Source organism: Frateuria sp. Soil773 (genome assembly GCF_001428405.1).
Taxonomy (GTDB): Bacteria; Pseudomonadota; Gammaproteobacteria; order Xanthomonadales; family Rhodanobacteraceae; genus LMSL01.
The window spans coordinates 453,201-478,634 of sequence record NZ_LMSL01000039.1 but is presented as its reverse complement, the minus strand read 5'-3'; the positions used below and the strand labels follow the sequence as shown (position 1 = coordinate 478,634).

At 70.5% G+C, this 25,434-nt stretch carries 24 protein-coding genes, 1 tRNA gene and 2 pseudogenes; 14 read left to right on the top strand and 13 right to left on the bottom strand.

Annotated features, from left to right (window positions below; translation table 11 throughout):
- Positions 1-107: 107 nt before the first annotated feature.
- Positions 108-1,121, top strand: a complete 1,014-nt coding sequence (locus ASG87_RS14090) for an isocitrate dehydrogenase (RefSeq protein ID WP_056006311.1) — start codon at positions 108-110, stop codon at positions 1,119-1,121.
- Between the two features lie 130 nt (positions 1,122-1,251).
- Positions 1,252-2,376, top strand: coding sequence for an AraC family transcriptional regulator (locus tag ASG87_RS14085; protein WP_056006308.1), 1,125 nt, complete (start codon positions 1,252-1,254; stop codon positions 2,374-2,376).
- A gap of 195 nt (positions 2,377-2,571) precedes the next feature.
- Here ASG87_RS14085 and ASG87_RS14080 read toward each other — a convergent pair whose 3' ends face one another.
- From ASG87_RS14080 to ASG87_RS14035, 10 genes are all read right to left on the bottom strand, one after another.
- The gene (locus tag ASG87_RS14080) at positions 2,572-3,975 is read right to left on the bottom strand and encodes a serine hydrolase (RefSeq protein WP_056006305.1); all 1,404 of its coding nucleotides are present in this window, start codon (positions 3,973-3,975) and stop codon (positions 2,572-2,574) included.
- 429 nt (positions 3,976-4,404) lie between these two features.
- Entirely contained in the window at positions 4,405-4,725 is a 321-nt protein-coding gene (locus tag ASG87_RS14075) for a hypothetical protein (RefSeq protein ID WP_056006302.1), read from the bottom strand.
- Between the two features lie 10 nt (positions 4,726-4,735).
- Positions 4,736-5,197 carry a carboxymuconolactone decarboxylase family protein gene (locus tag ASG87_RS14070; RefSeq protein WP_056006299.1) on the bottom strand — a complete coding sequence of 154 codons (462 nt, stop codon included), beginning with the start codon at positions 5,195-5,197 and terminating at the stop codon, positions 4,736-4,738.
- 39 nt (positions 5,198-5,236) lie between these two features.
- Positions 5,237-6,151 carry an RNA polymerase sigma factor SigJ gene (gene sigJ, locus ASG87_RS14065; RefSeq protein ID WP_056006296.1) on the bottom strand — a complete coding sequence of 305 codons (915 nt, stop codon included), beginning with the start codon at positions 6,149-6,151 and terminating at the stop codon, positions 5,237-5,239.
- A gap of 63 nt (positions 6,152-6,214) precedes the next feature.
- The gene (locus ASG87_RS14060) at positions 6,215-7,126 is read right to left on the bottom strand and encodes an aspartyl/asparaginyl beta-hydroxylase domain-containing protein (RefSeq protein ID WP_235499660.1); all 912 of its coding nucleotides are present in this window, start codon (positions 7,124-7,126) and stop codon (positions 6,215-6,217) included.
- 163 nt (positions 7,127-7,289) lie between these two features.
- Positions 7,290-8,099: a bifunctional hydroxymethylpyrimidine kinase/phosphomethylpyrimidine kinase gene (gene thiD, locus ASG87_RS14055; protein ID WP_056006290.1), complete on the bottom strand. Its 810-nt coding sequence runs from the start codon at positions 8,097-8,099 to the stop codon at positions 7,290-7,292.
- A 333-nt stretch (positions 8,100-8,432) separates the two neighbouring features.
- A complete protein-coding gene (locus ASG87_RS14050) occupies positions 8,433-8,726 on the bottom strand; it encodes a GIY-YIG nuclease family protein (RefSeq protein ID WP_056006287.1) in 294 nt (97 codons plus the stop codon).
- A 278-nt stretch (positions 8,727-9,004) separates the two neighbouring features.
- Entirely contained in the window at positions 9,005-10,384 is a 1,380-nt protein-coding gene (locus ASG87_RS14045; protein ID WP_056006284.1) for a PhoH family protein, read from the bottom strand.
- 145 nt (positions 10,385-10,529) lie between these two features.
- Positions 10,530-10,991: a peroxiredoxin gene (locus tag ASG87_RS14040; RefSeq protein ID WP_056006280.1), complete on the bottom strand. Its 462-nt coding sequence runs from the start codon at positions 10,989-10,991 to the stop codon at positions 10,530-10,532.
- Positions 10,992-11,197: 206 nt separating this feature from the next.
- Positions 11,198-11,716 (bottom strand): ACT domain-containing protein, encoded by a 519-nt coding sequence (locus ASG87_RS14035; protein ID WP_056006277.1) that lies wholly within the window; start codon positions 11,714-11,716, stop codon positions 11,198-11,200.
- Positions 11,717-11,878: 162 nt separating this feature from the next.
- Between ASG87_RS14035 and dapA the strand changes: the two genes are divergently transcribed.
- Positions 11,879-12,772 (top strand): 4-hydroxy-tetrahydrodipicolinate synthase, encoded by an 894-nt coding sequence (gene dapA / locus ASG87_RS14030; protein ID WP_056006274.1) that lies wholly within the window; start codon positions 11,879-11,881, stop codon positions 12,770-12,772.
- Between the two features lie 39 nt (positions 12,773-12,811).
- Entirely contained in the window at positions 12,812-13,402 is a 591-nt protein-coding gene (locus tag ASG87_RS14025) for a hypothetical protein (protein WP_056006271.1), read from the top strand.
- Between the two features lie 85 nt (positions 13,403-13,487).
- Here the strand turns inward: ASG87_RS14025 and fdxA are convergent, their stop codons facing one another.
- Positions 13,488-13,811: a ferredoxin FdxA gene (fdxA, locus tag ASG87_RS14020; RefSeq protein ID WP_056006268.1), complete on the bottom strand. Its 324-nt coding sequence runs from the start codon at positions 13,809-13,811 to the stop codon at positions 13,488-13,490.
- 171 nt (positions 13,812-13,982) lie between these two features.
- Positions 13,983-14,058, bottom strand: a tRNA-Glu gene (locus tag ASG87_RS14015).
- A 191-nt stretch (positions 14,059-14,249) separates the two neighbouring features.
- On the opposite strand from ASG87_RS14015, the gene pcnB reads away from it, so the two are divergent.
- From pcnB to pgi, 6 genes and pseudogenes are all read left to right on the top strand, one after another.
- Positions 14,250-15,605: a polynucleotide adenylyltransferase PcnB gene (pcnB, locus tag ASG87_RS14010; RefSeq protein ID WP_056006265.1), complete on the top strand. Its 1,356-nt coding sequence runs from the start codon at positions 14,250-14,252 to the stop codon at positions 15,603-15,605.
- The gene (gene folK / locus ASG87_RS14005) at positions 15,602-16,081 is read left to right on the top strand and encodes a 2-amino-4-hydroxy-6-hydroxymethyldihydropteridine diphosphokinase (protein ID WP_056006263.1); all 480 of its coding nucleotides are present in this window, start codon (positions 15,602-15,604) and stop codon (positions 16,079-16,081) included. The genes pcnB and folK overlap by 4 nt, the downstream gene beginning before the upstream one ends.
- A 57-nt stretch (positions 16,082-16,138) precedes the next feature.
- Positions 16,139-16,969 carry a 3-methyl-2-oxobutanoate hydroxymethyltransferase gene (gene panB / locus ASG87_RS14000; protein ID WP_056006260.1) on the top strand — a complete coding sequence of 277 codons (831 nt, stop codon included), beginning with the start codon at positions 16,139-16,141 and terminating at the stop codon, positions 16,967-16,969.
- 18 nt (positions 16,970-16,987) lie between these two features.
- Positions 16,988-17,833, top strand: a complete 846-nt coding sequence (gene panC / locus ASG87_RS13995; protein WP_056006257.1) for a pantoate--beta-alanine ligase — start codon at positions 16,988-16,990, stop codon at positions 17,831-17,833.
- A 98-nt stretch (positions 17,834-17,931) separates the two neighbouring features.
- Positions 17,932-18,311: pseudogene (gene panD / locus ASG87_RS13990) on the top strand (aspartate 1-decarboxylase); the annotation flags it as partial.
- 141 nt (positions 18,312-18,452) lie between these two features.
- Positions 18,453-20,090: a glucose-6-phosphate isomerase gene (gene pgi / locus ASG87_RS13985; protein WP_056006255.1), complete on the top strand. Its 1,638-nt coding sequence runs from the start codon at positions 18,453-18,455 to the stop codon at positions 20,088-20,090.
- A gap of 3 nt (positions 20,091-20,093) precedes the next feature.
- On the opposite strand, the gene queG is transcribed toward pgi, so the two are convergent.
- Complete coding sequence (gene queG / locus ASG87_RS13980; protein ID WP_082582997.1) at positions 20,094-21,161, bottom strand: tRNA epoxyqueuosine(34) reductase QueG; 1,068 nt, start codon at positions 21,159-21,161, stop codon at positions 20,094-20,096.
- A 73-nt stretch (positions 21,162-21,234) separates the two neighbouring features.
- On the opposite strand from queG, the gene ASG87_RS13975 reads away from it, so the two are divergent.
- From ASG87_RS13975 to mutL, 4 genes and pseudogenes are all read left to right on the top strand, one after another.
- On the top strand, positions 21,235-22,716 hold the full coding sequence (locus tag ASG87_RS13975) for a bifunctional ADP-dependent NAD(P)H-hydrate dehydratase/NAD(P)H-hydrate epimerase (protein ID WP_056006249.1): 1,482 nt from the start codon (positions 21,235-21,237) through the stop codon (positions 22,714-22,716).
- Positions 22,713-23,210 (top strand): tRNA (adenosine(37)-N6)-threonylcarbamoyltransferase complex ATPase subunit type 1 TsaE, encoded by a 498-nt coding sequence (gene tsaE, locus ASG87_RS13970; RefSeq protein ID WP_056006246.1) that lies wholly within the window; start codon positions 22,713-22,715, stop codon positions 23,208-23,210. The genes ASG87_RS13975 and tsaE overlap by 4 nt, the downstream gene beginning before the upstream one ends.
- Before the next feature lie 172 nt (positions 23,211-23,382).
- Entirely contained in the window at positions 23,383-24,897 is a 1,515-nt protein-coding gene (locus ASG87_RS13965; protein WP_056006243.1) for an N-acetylmuramoyl-L-alanine amidase, read from the top strand.
- 47 nt (positions 24,898-24,944) lie between these two features.
- Positions 24,945-25,434 (top strand): annotated as a pseudogene (gene mutL, locus ASG87_RS21020) (DNA mismatch repair endonuclease MutL); the annotation flags it as partial.

The following is a 25,434-nucleotide window of genomic DNA, read 5'->3' as shown; positions in this document are numbered from 1 at the left end:
CTTCACTGTTCGCCCGCAGCCGCCTCGGCGATAATCGACGGCCTGCGGCCAGCGCGCGATCCCCCGCGGCGCGGCCCGCCCGATTCCCTTCCCAAGGAGTTTTCCCCATGAGCAAGACCATCGCGGTGATCCCGGGCGACGGCATCGGCCCGGAGATCATGACCGCCACGCTGCGCGTGCTCGATGCGCTGGACTGCGGCCTGGCCTACGACTTCGTCGATGCCGGCATGGTCGCGCTGGACAGGCACGGCGACCTGCTGCCCAAGGCCACCCTGGACAAGATCGCCGAGCACAAGGTGGCGCTGAAGGGCCCGCTCACCACGCCGATCGGAGGCGGCTTCACCTCGATCAACGTGACCCTGCGCCGCCACTTCGACCTGTACGCCAACGTGCGCCCGGCGATCAGCTTCCCGGGCACCAAGGCACGCTTCGAGAACATCGACATCATCACCGTGCGCGAGAACACCGAGGGCGCCTACCTGGCCGAGGGCCAGGTCCTCTCCGAGGACGGCGAGACGGCGACCTCGATGATCCGCAATACCCGCAAGGGCAGCACCCGCATCGTGCGCTACGCCTTCGAGATGGCGGTGAAGAAGGGCCGCAAGAAGGTCACCGCGGTGCACAAGGCGAACATCATGAAGACCAGCTCCGGGCTGTTCCTCAACGTCGCCCGCGAGGTGGCCAAGGAATACCCGCAGATCGAGTTCAACGAGATGATCGTGGACAACACCTGCATGCAGCTGGTGATGCGTCCCGAGCAGTTCGACGTGATCGTCACCACCAACCTGTTCGGCGACATCCTCTCCGACCTGTGCGCCGGCCTGGTCGGCGGCCTCGGCCTGGCGCCGGGCGACAACATCGGCGAGCACGCGGCGATCTTCGAGGCCGTGCACGGCTCGGCGCCGGACATCGCCGGCAAGGGCATCGCCAACCCCTGCGCGCTGCTGCTGGCCGCGGCCGACATGCTCGACCACCTCGGCATGGTGGACAAGGGCAACCGGCTGCGCGCCGCGATCCGCGACACCATGGCGAACGACCGCGACAGCGTGACGCCGGACCTGGGCGGCAAGGGCAGCACGGAAAGCTTCGGCGAAGCGATCGCCCGGCGCGTCAAGGGCTGAGCTTCCTCTTCGGACGTCCACGAAGGCCGCGGCTTCGATCGCGGCCTTTTTGCTTTGGGGATCGCCGGCGGCCGGCTAGGATTGGGCGCATCGCCACCCAGCCGGCCACCCGTCGCCCATCTCCCACCCGATGCTTTTCACGCTCTGGACCTTCGTGTACTTCGCCGCCGCCGTGCAGGCCGGGTTGCTGGGCCTGGCGCTGTGGCGCCGGCCGGCCAACCGCGAGGCCAACCGCCTGCTTGCCGTGTGGGTGGCGCTGACCGGCGTGGACCTGGCGGTGAAGGCGCTGTACTGGCACCTGCTGTCGCCGGAATGGTTCCGCGCCTACCGCTTCGTCGCGCTGTTCCCGTTCCTCTACGGCAGCCTGTTCTTCCTGTACGTGCGCGCGCTCACCCAGGGGCGCGGCTTCCGTCCGCGCGATGCGGTGCACCTGGCCGGCTTCTGCGTGATGCTGGGGCTCAATGCCTACGTGCTGACCATGGACGAGACGGGGCTGCAGGCGCTGTCGGCGCGCTGGATCGCCGGCGAGCGCAGCGTCGGCGCCTGGTTCGACCTGCCGCTGTTCCTCTACAGCCTGTCCTACGTGGTGGCTGCGCTGGCGCTGGTGCACGGCTACCGCCGGCGGCTGCGCCAGCACCGCTCCGACGCCGACCGCCTGTCGCTGCGCTGGATCGATGCGATGGCCGGTTTCCAGATAGCGATCTGGTGCCTCGCCATCGTGCAGGCGCTGGTCTACCTGCCGGTGTTCAACTATGGGCTGCTGTTCGGCCTGGTGGCGGCGTGGGTGTGCATGGTGGGCTGGTTCAGCCTGGGCCAGCCGCCGGTGCAGGCGGAACCGCCGACGCCCATGGCGGCGCCCGGTCCGGAGGACGCGGGCGGCGCCGCGGCGCCGGTGGCGGACGAATCGCGCTACGCGGCGGTCGAGGCGCGGCTGGCGCAGTTGATGGAAGGCGGGTCGCCGCTGTACCTGGAGCCGGCGCTGACCATCGGCCAGGTCGCCCGGCGCAGCGGCTATCCGGAATACCTGGTCTCGGCGGTGATCAACCGACGCCTGGGCGGCAGCTTCTGGGACTACGTCAACCGCCTGCGGGTGGAGGCGGTGCGCGCGCGGCTGGCCGACCCTGCCGAGGCGCGCACCATCCTCGACCTGGCCTATGCCTGCGGCTTCACGTCCAAGTCCACCTTCAACGCCGCCTTCAAGCGGCAGGTGGGTGAGACGCCGAGCGGCTACCGGCGGCGCTACGCGGCTACCTGATCGCCTTAAGGGCTCGTCGCCCCAGCGAAAGCTGGGGCCCAGTGCCTTTGGTTGGAGGTATCAAGTCACTGGACGACCAGCCCTTCGACTGTTGAAAAGCGCCTCCTACTTTTGTGGGGATGACGAGGAAATAGGTGGGGCAACGAAAGACGCTGGATTCCTGCTTGCGCAGGAGTGACGGGCGAAAAAAGCGGGTCATTCCGCGGTTTCCTGCCGGTGCAGGGCGGCGATGACCGCGGCCGCCGCGTCGCCGATGCCGGTACCGCCGCCCTGCACGGTCAGGCCCAGCCGTACCACCACCAAGCGCTCGGACGGCACGATGACGATGTACTGGCCGAACGCGCCGCGGGCGTAGAACATGTCCTTCGGCAGCTGCGGCATGCCCCAGGGCGCGTCCCAGACCGGCACGCTGCCCTCGTTCACCAGGTTGGTCCAGAAGCCGGCACCGTAGCCGGTGTCCAGCGTCTGCGAACGGGCGTAGGCGGCCCAGCCCTCCGGCAGGATGCGCCGGCCGTCCACCACGCCGTCGTCCAGGTAGAGCTGTCCGAAACGGGCGAAGTCGCGGGCGGAGGCGTACATGAAGCCGGCGCCGAGCAGGGTGCCGGTGGCGTCGGTCTCGATCACCGAGTGATGCATGCCCAGCGGCGCAAACAGCTCGCGGCGGGCGAAGCCCTCGGCACCGGCTGCGGTGCCGCCGGTGGCGTTGCCGACCAGCTTCGAGAGCAGGGCGAAGCCGAGGTTGCTGTAGCCCCAGGCGGTGCCGGGCGGGTGCGCCAGCGGCACGCTCGCCGCGTAGGCGGCGGTGTCCGGCTCGCGGTACCACATGTGGGTAGCCAGGTTCACCGGCCCATCGGTCTCGTCGAAGGGCAGGCCGCTGTCCATGCGCAGCAGTTGGTCGACGGTGATGGCATGGCGCGGGTCGGCCGGCGAGGCCCAGGCGGCGATCGGCGCGGGCTGCTCCGGCCGCAGCCGGCCCTGGCGCACCAGGATGCCGATCAGCGCCTGGATCACCGACTTGGTGACCGAGTGGCCCCAGAGCGGGGTCTGCGGGCCGTAGCCCGGGGCGTAGCGCTCGGCCACCAGCTTGCCGTCGTGCAGCACCACCACCGCCTTGGTCAGCCGCGGGTGCGCCGGGTCCGGTTCGGCGAAGGCGAGGTCGAGCGCGTGGCGAAGTGCCGGATCGGCGGGCTCGGCGACGGCGGGGCCGAAGGCGTCGGGTACGTCGGCGTCCGCCAGCCCCGCGGCCTCGGGCGTCGGACCTTCGCCGTGCATGACCACGCAACCCAGGCCTCTGCGGTACACCGCCCGGGCGGGGAACAGGCCCAGCACGCTGCTGCGCACCTCGCCGCGGGGGCGGTCCACCGTGTAGCGGACGGCCCAGCCGATGCTGGCCATCAGCGGCCGCTGTTCCTCGGCGAAGACGCGCTCGGGATCGACCTTGGAGACGAAGGCCGCCGCGCACAGCGACAGGCTTACCGAGCCGGTGGCGATGTGCAGCGCCTTCCGGTTGAGCAGGACGACCGCGGATGCGGCGACGAGGACGGAGGCGAGCAGTACGGCGACAGGCGTGCGCCAGCGCAGGGATGACGAATGGGACATGGGTTCCTCCCCGGGTGTGTGGACGGGGAGGAAGAATGGCCGTGCGGCCCGGTTGCGGCGTCCGAACCGGCCGGATCGGACGTGCCAGGACGTACGATCCGGCCGGTTCGGGCATGGGGGCGCACGATCTGGCCGGATCGGGCATGCGGGGGAAGCTGGGTAACGGGCTTCATGCCCGTCAGCCCGCCATCGCCTCCATGTCCGTCACTCCCGATGCCGTCATCGTCCGTCACTCCCCATGCCGTCATCCCAGCGAAACCCGTGCCGTCATCCCAGCGAAGGCTGGGATCCAGCGCCTCAACGCATCGGACATCGAGGCACCGGACGGCGCGCTGCTCCCGCGGCACACCCACCGGCTACGCCGCAGCCCGCTTCGATCCGGTGCCGCGCAGGAAAATGACGGGCAAGCCCCCCTTCCCCGGCGCGGCGTCACCGGACGTCGCAACGATCGCCGGCGCAGCCGCTCCATTCGCGGTCGATGCCGCGCCGTACGGAGGGCAGGAGCAGGGCCGCCAGCAGCGGCCAGTACGCCGGGATCTGCCGGCACAGCAGGGCGAAGCCCCCGGCCCCGCGCAGCGTCCGGCCGCTGCGCAGGTCTTCCACCACCACCTCGCCCACCCGCAGCGGGCCCAGCGGCGAGACGGTCGTGGAATCCTCGAAGCGGCCGAGCCAGTCCAGCCGGTGGTGCCACCGCGCGAAGCGGGCGCACCGCGCGCAGTCCGGGTGGCGGTAGAGGCGGATCGTCGCCACGGCGGCGGCTTCAGCCGTGCTGGCCGGGCTTGTAGTTTCCGCCGACGGTGCGCAAGGCGATGTTGATGCGGTTCCAACTGTTGATCGTGACGACCAGCAGGGTGAGGTCGACCACAGCGGCCTCGTCGAAGTGCTGGCGCAACTGGTCATACAGCGCATCGGGCACCGATTCGCGCGAGGGCAGGTCGGTGAGTTCTTCGGCGTAGGCCAGGGCGGCCTGCTCGCTCTCGCTGTAGAGCGTGGTTTCGCGCCAGGCCGGCAGCAGGTACAGGCGCTGCTCGGTCTCGCCGGCCGCGCGGGCGTCCTTGCTGTGCATGTCCAGGCAGTAGGCGCAGCCGTTGATCTGCGAGCAGCGCATCAGCACCAGCTCGACCAGCCTGGGATCCAGCTTGCCGCGCTCGCGGATCTGCTGGCCGATGTGGACGAGCGGCATCATGGCGGCGTAGTGGCGCTGGAGGGCAATGCGGGTCATGGAAAAGCTCCTGTCGTGGTTGGCGGCCGCAGTGGCCGTTCAATGCAAGGACGCGGCAGGAGCCGGTTTCGTTACCGCACCCAGGCGGGCGAGCTTGTCCGGGTGGCGCAGGGCGTGGATCGCGGCGATGCGGCCGTCGTCCACCTCGATCCACATCGCGGTGGTGAGCGTGTCGCCGGTGAACAGCAGCAGGGCGGGCACGCCGTTGAGCATGGCGGGCACGTAGCGCAGCGGCGCCAGGCGGGTGTTGTGGGCGATCTGCCGGTACAGCCGCGCCAGCCGTTCGGCGCCGTGCAGCGGACGCAGGGTGGCCGGGACCACGCCGCCGCCGTCGGCGATGTGCACGGCGTCCTCGGCGAACAGCGCGCGCAGCGAGTCCAGCGTGGGTTGTTCCATCGCGGCCACGAAGCGCTGCAGCAGCCGCTGCTGGGCCTGGGCGTCCACGCTGAAGCGCGGGCGGCCCTCGCGCAGCCGCGCCTTGGCGCGATGCACGCGCTGGCGGCAGGCGTTCTCGGCGATGCCCAGGATGGCGGCCGCCTCGGCATGGCTGTAGTCGAACACTTCGTTGAGCAGGAAGGCGGCGCGCTCGTCCGGGCCCAGCCGTTCGAGCAGGGTGAGGAAGGAGAGCGTGAGGGTCTGGTCGCGCTCCAGCGCCGCGTCGGGCGCGTCGCCGGCGTCCGGCGCGGACTCTTCCACCAGCGGCTCGGGCAGCCAGGGGCCGGTGTAGTGCTCGCGCTCGGTCTTGGCCCGGCGCAGGCGGTCCAGCGCGATGCGGGTGGTGACGGTGACCAGCCACGCTTCGGGGTCGTCCAGCGCGGCGGTGTCCTGCGCGTGCCAGCGCAGCCAGGCGTCGTGCAGCGCATCCTCGGCGTCGGCGGGCGTGCCGAGCATGCGGTAGGCCAGGCCGAACAGGCGCTGGCGGTGCTGCTGGAACAGGGCGGTTTGCGGGTCCATGGGGCGCTCCGTGGGAAGGTCGTCACCAGGACGCGCAGGCGTCGCGGAACGTGACAGGCCGCTTCAGCGGAAGAACGGCCAGGGCGCCAGGAAGATCAGCCAGATCAGCAGCAGCATGCCCGCGTACTTGATGGCCCGGAACAGCTTCGGGTGCTTCTTCTTGAACGCCCGGTTGCGCTCGCGGCCGCGCTGGTTCAGCGCGAACAGGCGGTTCACGAAGCCCACCTGCTCGGCGCCCGAGTCGGTGTTGGGCGAGGCGGTGATCCTGCCCATGAAGGCGCCGACGCGATGGTTGATGGCGCTCATCCAGCGCGTGCGCAGCGGGCGCTCGACGTCGGCGAACAGGATCACCCGGGTCTGGTCGGTGCGGTTCTCGGCCCAGTGCACGTAGGTTTCGTCGAACACCACGTCCTTGCCATCGCCCCAGGCGTGCACCTCGCCGTCCACGAAGATGCGGCAGTCGTCCGAATTGGGCGTGATCAGCCCGAGGTGATAGCGCAGCGAGCCGGCGAACGGGTCGCGGTGCGGATTCAGCTTGCTGCCCGGCGGCAGCAGGGCGAACATCGCCGCCTTCACGCTGGGGATCGATTTCAGCAGCGCCACCGTCTGCGGGCACAGCGCCTCGGCCGAAGCCAGCGGCTCGCCGTACCACTTCAGGTAGAAGCGCTTCCAGCCCTGCTTGAAGAAGCTGTTGAAGCTGGCGTCGTTGTGCTTGGCCGCGGCGCGGATATGGCCCTCGTCGAACAACTGCAGCGCTTCGGCGCGGATCGTCTGCCAGTTCGCCTGCAGCAGGTCCAGTTGCGGAAAGCCGCGGCGGTCCAGGATCGGCCGCGCCGGCACCGCCGAGAACGCGTACATCAGCAGGTTGTACGGCGCGAACAGCGCCGAGTGGTCGACCAGTTGGCGGTCGAAGCGCAGCCGCGCGCGGCCGCGCAGGTGCACCAGCAACACGCACAGCGCGAACGCCAGCAGCATACAGAAGACGATGAAGCGGGGACCAAGGAGGTTCATGACGATCGGTGACTCGGGCGATGCCTGCAGCAGGAAGTAGTATGCGGTGGCGCGGAATCAAGCCCGGTGCGACAACCGGACGGCGCGCAGCATAGCGCCGTCCCCGCGTTTGCGCTGTCTCCGAGGGTCAATGCCGCAGGATGCGGACCGTACCGCCGCCGGCGCGGTAGCCCTGCGCCAGCGCGCGATGCACGTAGGCCACCGCGCGGCGCACCGCCGAGCGCGGCGCGCAGCCCTTGGCCAGCTCCGCCGCGATCGCCGAGGCCAGCGTGCAGCCGGTGCCGTGCCCCTCCACCGGAAGGCGGGCATGGCGCAGTTCCATGACGCCGCGGGCATCGTAGTAGCGGTCCACCACCTCGTCGCGCCCGGCCTTGCCGGTCACCTGCGCATGGCCGCCCTTGAGCAGCACGCCCGCGGCGCCCAGGCCGAGCAGGGCCTCGCCGGCGCGGTCGAAATCCCCGGGCTTGCGGATCCGCCGGCCGAGCAGGGCCTCCGCTTCGGGCAGGTTGGGAGTGAGGATGTCGGCCAGCGGGATCAGCCCCTCGACCATTGCCGCGACGGCGTCCTCGTCGAGCAGGCGCGCGCCGCTGGTGGCGATCATCACCGGGTCGACCACCAGCCAGGCCGGCTTGCGCGCCGCCATCTCGCGCGCCACCAGCCGCGCGGTCGCGGCGCGGCCGAGCATGCCGGTCTTTACTGCGGCGATCGGGAAATCGTCGAACACGGCCGCCAACTGGCTGCGCAGGTGTGCCTGCGGCACCGGGTGCACGGCGCTGACGCCGCGGGTGTTCTGCGAAGTGATCGCGGTGATCGCCGACAGCCCGTGCACGCCGCGCGCGTGGAACGTCTTCAGGTCGGCCTGGATGCCGGCGCCGCCGCCGGAGTCGGAGCCGGCGATGGTGAGGGCGATGGGGGACGTGGCGGGGGGCGTGTGCATCGATGGTGGTTGCAGCTTCGTGGCGGTTGCTGGATTCCGGCCTGCGCCGGAATGACGAGCATAAAGCCTGCGGCAGCCTTTACTCCCGGGTTCTTGATGGTCTTCATGGCGACTGCTGGATTCCGGCCTGCGCCGGAATGACGAGCATGAAGCCTGCGGTTGCCTTTACTCCCGGGTTCTTGATGGTCTTCGTGGCGACTGCTGGATTCCGGTTTGCACCGGAATGACGATCAAGGACTGGACGATCAAGAGCAGGGACGATCAAGAGCTAGCTAGGCAGTGAAGGTTGCCGCAAGCCCCATGCTCGTCATTCCGGCGCAGGCCGGAATCCAGTCACAGCAACGTCGGATAGAGGTCGCGCCATTCGGGATTCGCGCCCTCGATCAGGCGCAGTTTCCAGGCCCGCTTCCATTCCTTGAGCCGCTTCTCCCGAAGGATCGCGGATTCCATGGTCTCGTGAAGCTCGTACCAGACCAGGTCGTGGACGCGGTAGCGGGACGTGAAGCCTCCGACAACTTCGTTGCGGTGCTGCCAGATCCGCTGGATCAAATGGCTGGTGACGCCGACGTAGAGCGTGCCGTTGCGCCCGCTGGCGAGCATGTAGACACAAGGTTGTCGCCAGTCCATGGCGTGGCCTCCACTGGATTCCGGCCTGCGCCGGAATGACGAGCATAAAGCTTGCGGGAGCCTTCACTCCCCGGCTCTTGATCGTCTTCATGAGGGTTGCTGGATTCCGGCCTTCGCCGGAATGACGAGCATGGAGCTTGCGGCAGCTTTCATGCTCTGGCTCTTGATCGTCATTCCGGCGCAGGCCGGAATCCAGTCGCGGCAAGGCCCGTAAAGGCCCTGCTGCCCAAGATTCCCGCCTTCGTTCCGCCGCGGCAGCCCCGCCCCGACGAACGCCGCTACAGCGCCTCCGAGGCGAAGTCCGCCAGCCGCGAGCGCTCGCCGCGCCGCAGGGTGATGTGCGCCGAATGCTCCCATTGCTTGAAGCGGTCCACCGCGTAGGTGAGGCCCGAGGTGGTCTCGGTGAGGTAGGGCGTGTCGATCTGTTCCACGTTGCCCAGGCAGACGATCTTGGTGCCGGGGCCGGCGCGGGTGATCAGGGTCTTCATCTGCTTGGGCGTGAGGTTCTGCGCCTCATCGATGATCAGGTAGCGCGACAGGAAGGTGCGCCCGCGCATGAAGTTGAGCGAACGGATCTTGATGCGCGAGGCGAGCAGGTCGTTGGTGGCCTGGCGTCCCCACGAGCCGCCCTCCTCGGGGTTGGCGAGCACTTCGAGATTGTCGGTGAGCGCGCCCATCCACGGCGTCATCTTCTCCTCCTCGGTGCCGGGCAGGAAGCCGATGTCCTCGCCGACCGAGACCGTGGCGCGGGTCATGATGATCTCGCGGTAGCGCTGCTGGTCCATCACCTGTGCCAGGCCCGCGGCCAGCGCGAGCAGGGTCTTGCCGGTGCCGGCGGTGCCGAGCAGGGTGACGAAGTCCACGTCCGGGTCCATCAGCACGTTCAGCGCGAAGTTCTGCTCGCGGTTGCGCGCGGCGATGCCCCATACGCTGTGGTTGGCGTGGCTGTGGTCGTCCAGCAGCACCAGCGTGGCCTCGGTCTCGTCCACGTGCAGCACGCGCAGCTCGACGCTGTTGTCGCCGGGCAGGAACAGGCACTGGTTCGGGTACCAGTCCTCGTCCTCGTGGCGGTCGAGCCGGTAGAAGGTGCGGCCGCGCTCGTTCCACGACTGCACTTCCGGGTGCTGGTCCCAGAAGTTCTCCGCCAGCTCGGTGGAGCCGGTGTAGAGCAGGGCGAAATCGTCCAGCGCGCGATCGTTCTCGTAGTCCTCCGCGTCGATGCCGTAGATCTTGGCCTTGATGCGCAGGTTGATGTCCTTGGTGACCAGGATCACCGAGCGTTCGGGGTTCTGGTCGCGCAGCTCGATCACCGCGGACAGGATCAGGTTGTCCGCCTTGCCGTGGTTGTTGCTGGTGCGCTGCTGGAAGTACAGCCGGCCCACCGCGGCGCCGCGCTTGAGGTTGACCCCCTGCGGGCTGGACAGCTCCAGCCCGTTGCTGATGCCGTGGCCGTTGCCGCGCACGATCAGCTCGTTGAGGAAGCGGCTGACCTGGCGGCCGTTGCGCGAGACTTCCGAACCGCCTTTCTTCTTCTCGTCCAGTTCCTCCAGCACGGTCATCGGAATGAACACGTCGTGCTCCTCGAAGCGGAACAGCGACGTCGGGTCATGCAGCAGGACGTTGGTGTCGAGAGCGTAAATGCGCTTGCTTCCGGTCATACGGAAGGGGCCTCGCTGGTTGGGAGTGTGCGGATGCGCGGCCTGAGGCGGGCCGCGCGATGCCGGCCGCGATGGCCGGTGGCCGGCGTGCGCCGCGCCCGGCAGGGAACGGCCGAGGCGGCGAACGGGACAGGAGGGGCAGGCTTCACCGGGCGGGGATGGCGTCGAGCACGGCCTGGGCGTGGCCAGGGACTTTCACGTTGCGCCATTCCTGCACCAGCCTGCCCTCGGGATCGATCAGGAAGCTGCTTCGTACGATACCCATGTGACGTTTTCCGTACAGCACCTTCTCGTGGATCACGTCGAACGCCTTGCACCAGGTCTCGTCGGGGTCGGACACCAGCGGGAACGGCAGCGCCTGCTTGGCGGCGAAGTTCGCGTGGGATTTCACCGAGTCGCGCGACACGCCGACGATCTCGGCATGGCGCTTGCGGAACTGCGGATAGAGGTCGCGGAAACCCTGCGCCTCGGTGGTGCAGCCGGGCGTGCTGTCCTTGGGGTAGAAATACACCACTACCCACTGGCCCTTGAGGCTGCCGAGTTTCAGGGTGGCGTCGCCGCCGGTGGTGCCGCTGAGGGCAGGGATCTTCTTGCCGATTTCAGGCATGGGGGCTCCGGAAGCCGAGAGGGAGACGGGCGGTGCGGAGGCGGCGGTGCGTCGCGGCGCCCGGTCCCGCGGCGCCCGGCCAGGCGGCGATCGGCAGGATGGCGCGAGTCGCAGGCATGCAGTCCCTCCGCGGTTGCTACGGGGCAGAGACTAGCGCGGGCAGGGAGGCGGAAACAGCCTTGTCAGGAGGCGCCGGTCGCGCGATCCTAGAATTTCACCGGGTCCATGATGGCATCGAGATTCATGCCGTCGCACAGCTCGAGGAAGTCGTCGCGCAGCGTGGCCAGGTGGAGCGCCGCGGGAATGCCGATGGTGATCTGCGCCTGGAACATCTCCGCGCCGGTCTGCATCGCCTGGTAGCGCAGCAGGTTCAACTGCTCCACGCGGACGTCGTGGCGGGTGAAGAACTCCACCAGCTTCACCAGGATGCCCGGGCGGTCGGCCGCCACCACTTCCACCAGGTACGGCAGCAGGTGCGAATGCTGCTCGCGCGGGCCGGTGCGGTAGTGCTGCAGGCGCAGTTCCTCGTCGCGCCCCAGCTTGGTCAGCGCGGTCTCCAGCTTGGCGATGGCGTCCCAGGCGCCGGTGGCGAGCAGCACCAGCGAGGTGTCGTTGCCGATCGTCGATACGCGCGCGTCGGACAGGTTGCAGCCTGCGTCGGCGATGCGCCGGGCGAGGGTCAGAAGCGGCGTGCGCGATGCCGGGGTGAGCGTCTGGATCAGCAACTGATGATCGGTGCCCGTACGCGCGGAAGGACGGTTCAAGGAGTCCACCTGTGGTCTGTCCCGCCAGACGCGAAGCCGCGGCGGGTATCCGGCGAGCTTACTTGCCCGCCGAGCGAAGCCGCAAGTAACATCCAATGCTTGGATTTTCAGCGGGATCGGGTCTTGGACATTCGCGGAAGCATCTGTGCGCTGGTCACGCCGTTCGGTACCGACGGCGCGCTCGACCTGGAGGCTTTCGGCCGCCTGCTCGATTACCAGGTCGCCGGCGGCACGCAGGCCGTGGTGGTCGCCGGCTCCACCGGCGAGGCGCACATGCTCGAGCACGACGAGTTCGAGCGCCTGCTCGCCTTCGCGGTGGAACGCGTGGCCGGGCGCATCCCGGTCATCGCCGGCACCGGCGAGGCGGCCACCGGCAAGACCGTCGCGCTGACCCGCCGCGCCGCGCAACTGGGCGCCGACGCGGCCCTGGTCGTGGCGCCCTACTACGTGCGTCCGACCCAGGAGGGCCTGCGCCGGCACTTCCTCGAGGTGGCCGAGCACGGCGGCCTGCCGGTGCTGCTCTACAACGTGCCTTCGCGCACCGGCTGCGACGTGCTGCCCGAGACCGTGGCCGCGCTGCGCGGGCACCCGGCGATCGTCGGCATCAAGGAGGCGCGCGCGGACGCCGAGCGCATACGCGCGATGGCGGAACTTGTGCGGCCGGATTTCGTCTATCTGTCCGGCGACGACGGCAGCGCCGACCGGGCCATGCTGGCCGGCGCCGCAGGAACCATCTCGGTGGTGGCCAACCTCGTGCCGCGCGCATTCCGCGCGCTGTGCGACGCGGCGACCGGCGGCGACCCGGCGGCGACCCGGCGCTGCCATGCCGCGCTCGACCCGCTGGTGCAGGCGCTCAACTGTGCGCCGAACCCGATCGCGGTAAAGGCCGGCCTGCCCGCGCTGGGGCTGGGTTCGGCGGTGCCGCGCCTGCCGCTGGTCGAGCTGGAGGAGGGGGCCGACCGCGCGCGCATACACGAAGCGCTGGCCGGTCTGGCATCCTTGGCCGACGCCGCCTGAATCCCTAGTGCTGCCCGAACTCTCACGGAATCCGCTTACATGAAGAAATCCTCGCTCGTCGTCGCCCTGCCGGCCCTGGCCCTCACTGGCCTGCTGCTCTCGGGCTGCGGCATGTTCCGCTCGCAGAAAGCATGGGAGGCCGCCAAGCAGGAAACGCCGCTGGAGATCCCGCCGGGCATGGATACGCCCTCGGCCAGCGATGCGCTGGTGATCCCGCCGCCGGGCGCGAACCAGCCCACGGCCAACGGCGCCACCGCCCGGGTCGGCAATGCCGGCGGCACCATTGCCGACGGCTTCGTGCTGGCCGACAGCGTGGACAACGCCTACCGCCGGGTCGGACAGGTGCTGGAGAGCGGCAGCGTGGGCAGCCTGGTGGCGCACGACGATGCCGCGCACAGCTACACGCTCTCGGTCACGGCCTCGGCCATGCCGGAGCGCAAGCGCGGCTTCTTCGGGCGCATGTTCAGCCGCGACAAGAAGGCCGCCGCCGATGCGCCAGGCGCTTCGTCGCACCAGGTGCAGGTCAGCATCAACGGCAGCGGCGACAAGGCGAGCGAAGTGCGCGCCCAGGGCAACGCGGCCGCGGTGGCCAAGGTGGTCGATACGCTGAAGGCGCGCCTCGGCAACTGATCCCGCCAGGCTCAAGCCGGCCCATGCAGGAACGCCGCCCATCGGGCGGCGTTCGCGTATGCGTGCATGGAAGAAGGGGCGGAACTCAGCGCTGCAGCAGCGCCAGCTTGCCGGGCTTGCCTTCCCAGTCCTTCGCGTCGGGCAGGCCGTCCTTGCGCTCGGTGATCACCGGCCAGTCGCGCGACAGCTCGGCGTTCAGCGCCACGAACGGCTCCTGGCCGGCAGGCACGTCGTCTTCCGGGTAGATCGCGTTGATCGGGCACTCCGGCTCGCACAGGGTGCAATCGATGCACTCGTCCGGATTGATCACCAGGAAATTCGGGCCTTCGTGGAAGGCGTCGACGGGGCAGACCTCGACGCAATCGGTGTACTTGCACTTGATGCAGTTGTCGGTGACGACGAAGGTCATGGGCGGTTCGGTCAGCGTTGTGGGGGCGGATCGGCCCGTTGCGGGGCCGTGGCCGTCGGGCCGTCCCCCAGTCTAGCCAATGGCAGGGGCCAATGGGTACGTGGCCGTGGGTAGCCGGGAGGCTTCCTGGCGGGTGGCCCACCGGCGGCTGCGCAAGCCGTACGCGAACGATGGCGCTCCCTACGAGGTTCGAACTCGTGTTCCCGCCTTGAGAGGGCGGTGTCCTAGGCCACTAGACGAAGGGAGCGGAATGTTGCGAGGCGCGCTAGTATAACGGAATTGTTTCGCCCGGCAATGCCCGATGGATGAAGTTCATGTCCGCGCCGTCCGAAGCAACGCCGACCGGGCCGATGCCCGGGCGCGCGCCAACGGACCGCAGCGTTCCGCGCCGCGATTGACTGCATTCATGGGCATTGCGCCCGCAAGGATTTCGACCGCTTGAACCCCGAAGCCAGGACCAAGGTTACGCCCGCGTTGACGATCATCCCGCGCGAGCAGCACGTGGTTTCCCGAAAGAACATCAGCAAGGCCGCGTTGCGCGTGCTGTACCGGCTGAACGAGGCCGGCTACGCCGCCTACCTGGTCGGCGGCGCCGTGCGCGACCTGCTGCTGGGCGGGCACCCGAAGGACTTCGACGTAGCCACCAGCGCCACGCCGGACGAAGTGAAGAAGCTGTTCCGCAACTGCCGCCTGATCGGCCGCCGCTTCCGCCTCGCGCACGTGGTGTTCGGGCCGGAGATCATCGAGGTGGCCACCTTCCGCGGCACCGGCGAGGAGGACGGCAGCGAGGGCGACCGCCACATCGTCGACGGCCGCATCGTGCGCGACAACGTGTGGGGCACGATCGAGGAGGACGCGGTGCGCCGCGACTTCCGCGTCAACGCGCTGTACTACGACATCAGCGACTTCTCGGTGCGCGACTACGTCGGCGGGATGCAGGACGTGGAAAACAAGGTGCTGCACCTGATCGGCGACCCGGCCACGCGCTATCGCGAGGATCCGGTGCGCATGCTGCGCGCGGCGCGGCTCGCCGCGAAGCTGGAATTCCGCATCGACCCGAAGGCGGCGGCGCCGTTCGAGGAACTGGGCCCGCTGCTGGCCGAGGCGGCGCCGGCGCGGCTGTTCGACGAATCGCTGAAGCTGTTCATGGCCGGCCACGGCCTCAAGAGCTTCCGCATGCTGGAAAAGTGCGGCCTGCTGAAATTCATGTTCCCGGCCACGGCGCGCGCGCTCAAGCGCGGCGATGAGGGGCTGCGTTCGCTGATCGAGCAGGGGCTGGCCAATACCGACGCGCGCATCGCCGAGGGCAAGTCGGTGACGCCGGCGTTCCTCTTCGCCGTGCTGCTGTGGGGCGAGGTGCGCGACCTGGCGCACGCCTGGATGGCCAAGGGCGTGGACAACACCGAGGCGTGGAGCCGCGCGGCGATCAAGGTGGTGGGCGAGCAGTGCCAGCGGGTGGCGATCCCGCGCAGGTTCACCCAGACCATGGAAGAAATCTGGTCGCTGCAGCCGCGCTTCGAGCAGATCCAGCGCAAGCGCGTGTTCCGCCTGATGGCGCAGCCGCGTTTCCGCGCGGCCTTCGACTTCCTGCTGCTGCGGGCGGGCGAATCGCCGGCGATCCGCGAACTGGGCCAGTGGTGGGCGCATGCCCAGCAATTGCCGCAGGATGTGCTCGCCGCGGCCTTGCCGGCCAGCGGCGGGCCGGGCGGCGATATGCCGGCGTCGTCGAAGGCGGCCGCGCCGGCGCGCAAGCGTCGCCGCCGCAAGCCCGGCGGCAAGTCGGGCACGGCGTGACGCGCGCCTACGTCGCCCTGGGCAGCAACCTGGGCGACCCGCGCCGGCAGTTGCTCGACGCGATGGATGCGCTCGCCGGCCTGCCCGGCACCGAGCTGCGCGCCCGCTCGCGCCTGTACCTCACGCCGCCCTGGGGCGTGCTGGAACAGCCGCCGTTCGTCAACGCGGCGGTGCAACTGGATACCGAACTGCCGCCGCATGAATTGCTCGACGCGCTGCTCGCCATCGAGCGGCGCGCCGGCCGCGTGCGCGCCGAGCGCAACGGCCCGCGCACGCTGGATCTCGACCTGCTGCACGTGGAGGGCGTCGGCATGGACGACGAGCGCCTGATCCTGCCGCACCCGCGCATCGGCGAGCGCGCCTTCGTCCTGCTGCCGTTGCACGACCTGGCGCCGGACCTGCTGCTGCCGGGACAGGGGCGGGTGGCCGACCTGCTGGCCGCGGTGGACACCTCTGGCTGTACCCTGTTGCCTTGAGCCTTCGCCCGCCGGCACCGGATAATCGGCGACCGCTCCCGTTTTGAAGGAATTGCCGTGTACGTGGACCCCGCCAGCGCCCCCGCCCGCAAGCCGGTCACCGTGCCGGACCTGCGCACGATGAAGGCGGAAGGCCGCAAGATCGTGATGCTCACCGCCTACGACAGCAGCTTCGCCGCGCAACTGGAACGGGCCGGCATCGACGTCGCCCTGGTCGGCGATTCGCTGGGCATGGTGGTGCAGGGCCATCGCACCACGCTGCCGGTGACGCTGGACCACATGGTCTATCACACCGCCGCAGTGGCGCGCGGGCTGTCGGCCACCCTGCTGATCGCCGACCTGCCGTTCATGAGCGACCGCGATACCGCCCATGCGCTCGAAGCCGGGGCGCGGCTGGTCGGCGAGGCGGGCGCGGCGGCGGTGAAGATCGAGGGCGCCGCGCCGCACATCCTCGACGCGATCGGCGCGCTGGTGGACCGCTCAATCCCGGTATGCGCCCATCTCGGCCTGACCCCGCAGTCGGTGCACCGGTTCGGCGGCTTCAAGATCCAGGGGCGGGCGCAGGAGGCGGCGGACCGCATGCTGGCCGAGGCGCTGGCGGTGCAGGCCGCGGGCGCGGACCTGCTGGTGCTGGAGGGCGTGCCGACGGCGCTGGGCGAGCGGATCACCAAAGCTTTGCAGATCCCGGTGATCGGCATCGGCGCGGGCCCGCATTGCGACGGCCAGGTGCTGGTGATCCACGACATGCTCGGTGTCACGCCGGGCAAGCGACCGAAGTTCAGCAAGGATTTCCTCGCCGGCCGCGATTCTGTCGCCGCGGCGATCGCCGCGTATGCGGAGGACGTGCGCAGCGGCGCGTTTCCGGCCCCGGAGCACTGTTTCAACTAAGGCGAAACCAGGAAACCTATGCAGACCGTGCAAGATGTGGCCGCATTGCGCGCCGCGATCCGCGGCTGGCGCGCGCAAGGGCAGACCGTCGGCTTCGTGCCGACGATGGGCAACCTCCACGCCGGTCACCACTCCCTGATAAAGCTGGCGCGCGCGCGCGCCGACCGGGTGGTGGCGAGCGTGTTCGTCAACCCCACCCAGTTCGGCCCGAACGAGGATTTCGAGCGCTATCCGCGCACCCTGGCGCAGGACCAGGCGGGCCTCGCCGAGCACGATTGCGACCTGCTGTTCGCGCCGGAAGTGGCCACCATCTACCCGTTCGGCGCCGCGCACAGCGTCAGCCTGCGCGTGCCGCAGATCACCGAGGTGCTGGAGGGGGCGCATCGCCCGGGCCACTTCGACGGCGTCGCCACCGTGGTGTGCAAGCTGTTCAACCTGGTGCAGCCGGACATCGCGGTGTTCGGCCAGAAGGACTTCCAGCAACTGAAGGTGATCGAGCGGATGGTGCGCGACCTGTCGCTGCCGGTGAAGGTGGTGGCCGCGCCCACCCAGCGCGCCGAAGACGGCCTCGCGCTCAGCTCGCGCAACCAGTATCTGGGGCCGGAGGAGCGTGCGCGCGCGCCGCTGATCCACGAGACCTTGCTGCAGATGCGCGACCTGGTGGCGAAGGGGCATGCCTGGCGGGTGGTGGAGCAGGCCGCCGCCTCCAAATTGGAGCGTGCCGGCTTCGTGCTCGACTACGCGGTGGTGCGCCGCGCCGAGGACCTGGCCGAGCCTGCCGAGGGCGAGCGCGAGGGGCTGGTGGCGCTGATCGCCGCGCGGCTGGGCGCCACGCGCCTGATCGACAACTTGTCGTTCGACTGAGCCGTCCCCATCTCCGCTCCGGGCCGGCATTGTTGCAGCGCAGCGCCGCCGGCTCGATAATCGCCCCTTTGCAGGCCGGACCTGCCGGAAAGAACGCCATGCTCCTGAACATGTTCAAGGCCAAGATCCACCGCGCCACGGTCAGCCATGCCGAGCTGCACTACGAGGGCTCGATCGCGATCGACGGCAACCTGCTCGACGCCGCCGGCATCCGCGAGTACGAGCAGATCCATGCGTGGGACATTTCCAACGGCGAGCGCTTCGTCACCTACGCGCTGCGCGCCGAGGAAGGCTCGGGCATCATCTCGGTGAACGGCAGCGCCGCGCGCAGCGTGCAGGTGGGCGACCTCATCATCATCGCCGCCTTCGCCCAACTGAACGAGGCGGAGCTGGAAAAATTCCAGCCGACCTGCGTGTACGTCGACGCGGACAACCGCATCACGCATACCAATCGCTCGATCCCCAAGCAGATGGCCGCNCTGCCGGCACCGCCCGCCGCTGACGCGGCGGCCCGCGCCCGCGGGCCGGAAACGGCCGCCGCAGGCCATGCCGCGGACTACTCGGCGGGCGCGGACAGGCTCTAAGATCGGGGTTCCCTTCCCCCGTCAGCCGAGCGCCCATGTCCGCCGATCGTTCCACGCTGTTTGCCGACCATGCACAACGACTGGCGCGGACCTCGCTGCGCGATTTGCTGCGGGATCCGGAGCGCGGCGGGCGGCTGCGCCAGCGGCTGGGGCCGATCCTGCTCGACCTGAGCCGGCAGAAGATCGACGGCCCCGCGCTGGACGCGCTCGGCGCGCACGTGGAGCGCAGCCGGTGGCAGCAGGCGCGCGACGCGATGTTCGCCGGCGCGCGGATCAACACCTCCGAAGACCGCGCCGTGCTGCACACCGCGCTGCGCGCCGGCGGCTCGTCGCTGCCGTCGCCGGCGCCGGCCGAGGTGCGGCACGAGATCGAGCAGACCCTCGGGCGGATCGGCGACCTGGTGCGCGCGGTCGAGCGCGGCGAGTCGGCCGGCCTGGGCCTGCCGGCGCGGATCACCGACGTGGTCAACATCGGCATCGGCGGTTCCGACCTCGGGCCGCGGCTGGCGGTGGGCGCGCTGGCGCCGTTCCACCGGCCGCAACTGCGCAGCCATTTCCTCACCAACGTGGACGGCCAGTCCGCGCACGACCTCATGCAGCGCCTCGACCCGGCGACCACCCTGGTGATCATGGTCTCCAAGACCTTCACCACGCAGGAGACCCTGCTCAACGGCAACGTGCTGCGCGAATGGATCGGCGCCTTCCATGCGCGCGACGAGGCGGCCACGGCGCGGCACTTCCTCGCGGTCAGCGCGAACACGGCGGCGGCGCAGGCCTGGGGCGTGCCGCCCGGGCAGATCTATCCGATGTGGGATTTCGTCGGCGGCCGCTACTCGCTGTGGTCGGCGGTGGGCCTGGCGCTGGCGCTGGCGGTCGGCATCGACCATTTCCGCGCCATGCTCGCCGGCGCGGCCCAGGTGGACGACCACTTCCGCACGGCGCCGTGGCAGCACAACCTGCCGGTGCTGCTGAGCCTGGTCGAGTTCTGGAACCGCGACGTGCAGGGCCATGCCAGCCGCGCGGTGGTGCCCTACGCGGACCTGCTCGGCGACCTCACCGCGTACCTCCAGCAACTGGAGATGGAAAGCCTGGGCAAGCGCGTGACGCCGCAGGGCGCGCCGGTGGCGCAGGCGACCGTGCCGGTGGTGTGGGGCAGCGTGGGGACCAACGCGCAGCATGCGTATTTCCAGGCCCTGCACCAGGGCACCGACGTGGTGCCGCTGGAGTTCATTGGCGTGGTGAGCCCGGCGCATCCGTTGCAGGACAACCACGACGCGCTGCTGTCCAACCTGCTGGCGCAGGCCGCCGCGCTCGCGCTGGGCAAGACCTTCGACGAGGCGCTGGCCGAGTCCACCGAGGGCGACGAGGCCGCCCGCGCGGCGCTGGCCGCCCAGCGCACCTTCCCCGGCGACCGCCCGAGCACCGTGCTGCTGCTCGATGCGCTGACCCCGGCCAGCCTGGGCGCGCTGATCGCGCTGTACGAGCACAAGGTGTTCATGCTCGGCCACCTGTGGGGCATCAATGCGTTCGACCAGTGGGGCGTGGAACTGGGCAAGGCGATCGCGCGGCAGATCCTGCCGGCCCTGCGCGGCGAGGCGTCCGATGCCGGCCGGCTGGACGACGCCACGGTGGCGTTGATCGGGGCGATCCGCGAACGGCGCGGCGGCGACTGAGCCTCAGGCCGCCTGCTGCCGGGCCAGCGCCCAGGCGACGTGCTCGCGCACGATCGCCGACGGATCGTCGAGGCGCGCGCGCAGCGCGTCGCGCACCGCCGCCGACGCCGGCGCGTTGCCCAGCGCCACGGCGATGTTGCGCAGCCAGCCTTCGTAGCCGGTACGGCGGATCGCCATGCCCTCGGTGCGCTTGAGGAATTCGTCTTCGCTCCAGCCGAACAGCTCGACCAGTTTCGCGCCGTCCAGCCGGTGGCGCGGGGCGAAGTCGGGCTCGGCGGCGTCCTGCGCGAACTTGTTCCACGGGCAGATCAACTGGCAGTCGTCGCAGCCGAAGATGCGGTTGCCGATCGGCGCGCGCAGTTCTTCCGGGATGCTGCCGCGCAGCTCGATGGTGAGGTAGGAGATGCAGCGCCGCGCGTCGAGCCGGTACGGCCCGACGATCGCCTGGGTCGGGCAGATGTCGATGCAGCGCCGGCAACTTCCGCAATGCGCGGTCGCCGCCTCGTCGACCGGCAGCGGCAGGTCGGTGTACAGCTCGCCGAGGAAGAAATACGAGCCGGCGCGGCGGTTGATCAGCACGGTGTGCTTGCCGATCCAGCCCAGCCCCGCGTTGCGCGCCAGCGCCTTCTCCAGCACCGGCGCGGAATCCACGTAGGCGCGGTAGCCGAAGTCGCCGACCGCGGCGTGGATGCGCTCGGCCAGCTTCTGCAGGCGGTTGCGCATCAGCTTGTGGTAGTCGCGGCCCAACGCGTAGCGCGCCACGTAGCCGGCCTCGCCGTCGCGGATCACCTCCCACGCGTTGCGCGTGCCCGGCGGCACGTAGTCCATGCGCACCGAGATCACCCGCTGCGTGCCGGGTTCCAGCTCGGCGGGGCGGCTGCGCTTGTCGCCGTGGCGGGCCATGTACTCCATCTCGCCGTGGTGGCCGTCTTCGAGCCAGCGCCTGAGGTGCTGCTCGTCCTCGCCGAGCGCCACGCCGCTGATGCCGGCGTCGGCGAAACCCAGCTCGCGCGCCCAGCGCTTGATGTCGCGGGCGAGGGCGTCGTAGTCGGGCGGGGCGGCGGCGGGCATGCCCGCCATTGTAGGCGCTCGCGGCGGCGTCTCCGCGGGGCATGTCCATGAAGCGCATGTCTATAATCGGCCGATGACCGCCATTCCGCACAGCCGCGCCCTCTACACCGTCGAACAGGTACGCGCGCTCGACCGCTGGGCGATCGGCACCTTGCGGATCGAAGGCCTCGAACTGATGCGCCGCGCCGCCGCCGCCGCGTTCGCCAGCCTGCGCCGGCACTGGCCGCAGGCGGCCAGCATCGCGGTGTACTGCGGCGCCGGCAACAACGGCGGCGACGGTTTCCTGCTCGGCGCGCTGGCGCTTGGCGCCGGCTTCCACGTCGAGCTGCGCGCGCTGGTCGGCGCGCGCGCGGGCGATGCCGCGCGCGCGCGGGAGATCTTCGTCGAGGCCGGCGGCACGGTGCATCCGCTGGACGCACCCGGCTGGCCGGCGGTGGATGTGCGCGTGGACGCGCTGTACGGCACCGGCCTGCATCGCGCGCCGCCGCCGCCGGTGGCCGCGCTGATCGAGCGCATCAATGCGGACGGCGCGCCGGTGCTGGCGCTGGACGTTCCCTCCGGGCTGGACGCCGACAGCGGGAACTGCCCCGGGGCGGCGATCCGCGCCGACGTCACGGTCGGCTTCATCGCCGGCAAGCGCGGCCTGCATACCGGGCGTGCTCCCGGGCAGGTCGGCGTGCTGGAGCTCTACACGCTCGGCCTGCAGGAGGCGGACCTGCGGCGGCAGGCCCAGCCCGATGCGCACCTGCTGATGCCGGCCGCACTGCCGCGCCGCGCGCGCAACGCACACAAGGGCGACAACGGCCACGTGCTGGCCGTCGGCGGCGAGCACGGCATGGCCGGCGCGATCCGGCTTTGCGGCGAGGCGGCGCAGCGCGCCGGCGCGGGCCTGGTCAGCGTCGCCACGCGGGCGGAGCACCTGACCGCGCTGAATGCGGCCCGCCCGGAGCTGATGGCGCACGCCGTCGACGGCCCGCAGGCGCTCGAACCGCTGCTGGCGCGGGCCAGCGTGCTCGCGCTCGGCCCCGGGCTGGGCCAGGGCGCGTGGGGGCATGCGCTGTGGCTGACCGCGCTGGACGCGGGCAAGCCGCTGGTACTGGACGCCGACGGCCTCAACCTGCTGGCGCGGGAACCGCGCCGCTTCGGGCAGCCGGCGGTGCTGACGCCGCACCCCGGCGAGGCCGCGCGATTGCTCGGCAGCACCGTCGCCGCGATCGAGGCGGACCGCTTCGCCGCGGCGCGCGAGCTGGCCCGGCGCTACGACGCGGTGGTGGTGCTGAAAGGGGCGGGCAGCCTGATCGCCGATCCGGATGGACGTCTGGACGTCTGTCCGTGGGGCAACCCAGGCATGGCCTCCGGCGGCATGGGCGACCTGCTCACCGGGATCGTCGCCGCCCTGCTGGCGCAGGGCCGCAGCGCCTGGCAGGCGGCCACGCTGGGCGTCGGCCTGCATGCGCGCGCGGGCGACCTGGCCGCCCGCGAAGGCGAGATCGGGATGCTGGCGAGTGATCTGCTGGCGCCGCTGCGGGAACTGATCAACGGAGTCGCCGCATGAGCGAAGGGCACTGGATCCTGCCGGACGAGACCGCCACCGCCGCCCTGGCGACCCGACTGGCCGCGGCGATCGGCGGGGAAGGGAGAGGACTGGTGCTCTACCTGCATGGCGACCTCGGCGCCGGCAAGACCAGCTTCGCGCGTGCCCTGCTGGCGGCGCTCGGCGTGCGCGAGCGGATCAAGAGCCCGACCTACAGCCTGGTCGAGTCCTATCGGCTGCCGGCGCGCACCGCCTGGCACCTGGACCTCTACCGGATCGCCGATCCCGGCGAACTCGAATGGCTGGGGCTGGACGCGCTGTCCGACGACGGCGCCGTGGTCCTGGTCGAATGGCCGGAGCGGGGACGCGGCGCCTTGCCGCCTGCCGATCTCGACCTGCACCTGGCCTATGCCGGCATCGGCCGGGAGGCGAGGCTGCAGGCGGCCGACGCGCGCGGTCGCGGCGTGCTGGAGCGCCTGGCGAGCCTGCCCGAGGCTTCGTCGCGCCAGGCGTAAGTAAGCGTTCCGTATGGAAAAAGTGTCGCCCGGCTAAAGGGCGTGGCGCTTTTCCTTGCCGCGCGGCCTGCGTCCGACATCTTGATTCGATCTGATGAATGCGGCGCAGGTTATGGATATTGAAGGGAAAAATACTTGCAATCGGCGGGCGGCTGCGTTTCAATCCGGCCTCATGAGAGGTTCGCTGAAGCGTCTGGGTGCCCTGGGTCTCGTGGCGGTCGCCGCGACCCTGCCGCTGTGCCCGGCGCGGGCGGCCGACGTCAAGGCGGCGCGGGTCTGGGCCGGGTCGGAGTACACCCGCGTGGTGTTCGACCTGAGCGGCCCGCTCAGCTACAAGCTCAGCCAGCAGGACGGCCAGGTCCGGCTCGACCTGGCGGCCAGCGGCACCGTCCGCGGTTTCGAGGCACCGGCGGCGCAGGGGCTGTACAGGGGCCTGAGCGCCAGCCGCCAGGGCGGCAGCCTGCAACTGGTCACCCGGACCGGTGCGCACGCCCGGCCCAAGAGCTTCCTGCTCAAGCCCGGCGGCGGCGCGGGCTACCGCTTGGTGCTCGACCTGTATCCCGGTGATGCGGGCAAGGTGGACGATGCCGTGGCGTCGTCCGCGGTGCCGCCGTCCGTCGAGGCTGCGGTGACGAAGGCCACCGCGGCGGTCCGGCCGATGCCCAATGCCGGGGCCTCGATCCGGCAGGCGGCCGCGCTGCTGGGCGGCGACCGCAAGGTGGTGGTGGCGATCGACGCCGGCCATGGCGGCAAGGATCCGGGTTCGCACGGCCCCGCCGGCACGCTGGAGAAGGACATCACCCTGGCGGTGGCGCGCCGGCTGGCGGCGCAGATCAACAAGCAGCCCGGCATGAAGGCCGTGCTGACCCGCGACGGCGATTTCTTCATCCCGCTCAAGCAGCGCTACCAGATCGCCCGCGAGAACAACGCGGACATGTTCGTCTCGATCCACGCCGACGCCTTCAAGAGCGGCGACGCGCGGGGTTCCTCGGTGTGGGTGCTGTCGCCGCGCGGCAAGACCAGCACCGCCGCACGCTGGCTGGCCGACCGCGAAAACGGCGCCGACCTGATCGGCGGCGTCACCCTGGACGACAAGGACGACAACCTCGCCGCCGTGCTGGTGGACATGCAGCAGGGCTATGCGATGCAGGCCAGCGAGTCGATCGCCGGCAACGTGCTCAAGGCGCTGGGCCTGCTCGGGCCGACCCATCGCGGCTACGTGGAGCGCGCCAACTTCGTGGTGCTGCGCTCGCCGGACGTGCCGTCGATCCTGGTCGAGACCGCCTTCATCAGCAATCCGACGGAAGAGCGCAAGCTGCGCGACCCGGCCCACCAGGACCGGCTCGCCGCGGCGGTGATGGGCGGCGTCAAGAACTACTTCGAGGCCACGCCGCCGCCCGGCACCTGGTTCGCCGCGCAGGCCGCGCGGCGCAGCGGCCTGCTGGCGTCCGGCCCGGCCGCGACCGGCGGGAAGCCCGCTCCGGCCCGTACCGCGGTCGCCTCGGCCGACGGCAAGGTCGCGCGCGCCGACGCCGACGTGCGCGACCTGCACCGGGTGGGCCGGGGCGAGAGCCTGCGCAGCATCGCCCGCCAGTACGGCGTGAGCGTGGGCGCGCTCAAGAGCGCCAACCGCCTCAGCGACGACAGCGTGCGCGCCGGCGCGGTGCTGACCATCCCGGCCGGCTGAGGCCGTTGCGGCTTTCGCCGTCGGTGGCACTCGCTTAAGCTTGCCGGATGCCCGTCATCCGCCTGCTTCCCCCCGAACTCATCAACCAGATCGCCGCCGGCGAAGTCATCGAGCGGCCCTCCTCGGTGGTCAAGGAACTGGTCGAGAACAGCCTCGATGCCGGCGCGACCCGGATCGAGGTGGACATCGAGCAGGGCGGCTCGCGGCTGATCCGCGTGCGCGACGACGGCGGCGGCATCGCCCAGGACGAGCTGCCGCTCGCGGTCGCCTCGCACGCCACCAGCAAGATCGGCAGCTTCGACGACCTGGAGCATGTCGCCAGCATGGGCTTCCGCGGCGAGGCGCTGGCCTCGGTGTCGTCGGTGTCGCGCTTCGCGCTGACCTCGCGCGCGCAGGGGCAGGAGGCCGCGTTCCGCATCGAGGTGGACGGCGGCCGGCTGCAGGCCGCGCGGCCGGCGCAGCACCCGCCGGGCACCAGCGTGGAAGTGCGCGACCTGTTCTACAACGTGCCGGCGCGGCGGAAATTCCTGCGCGCGG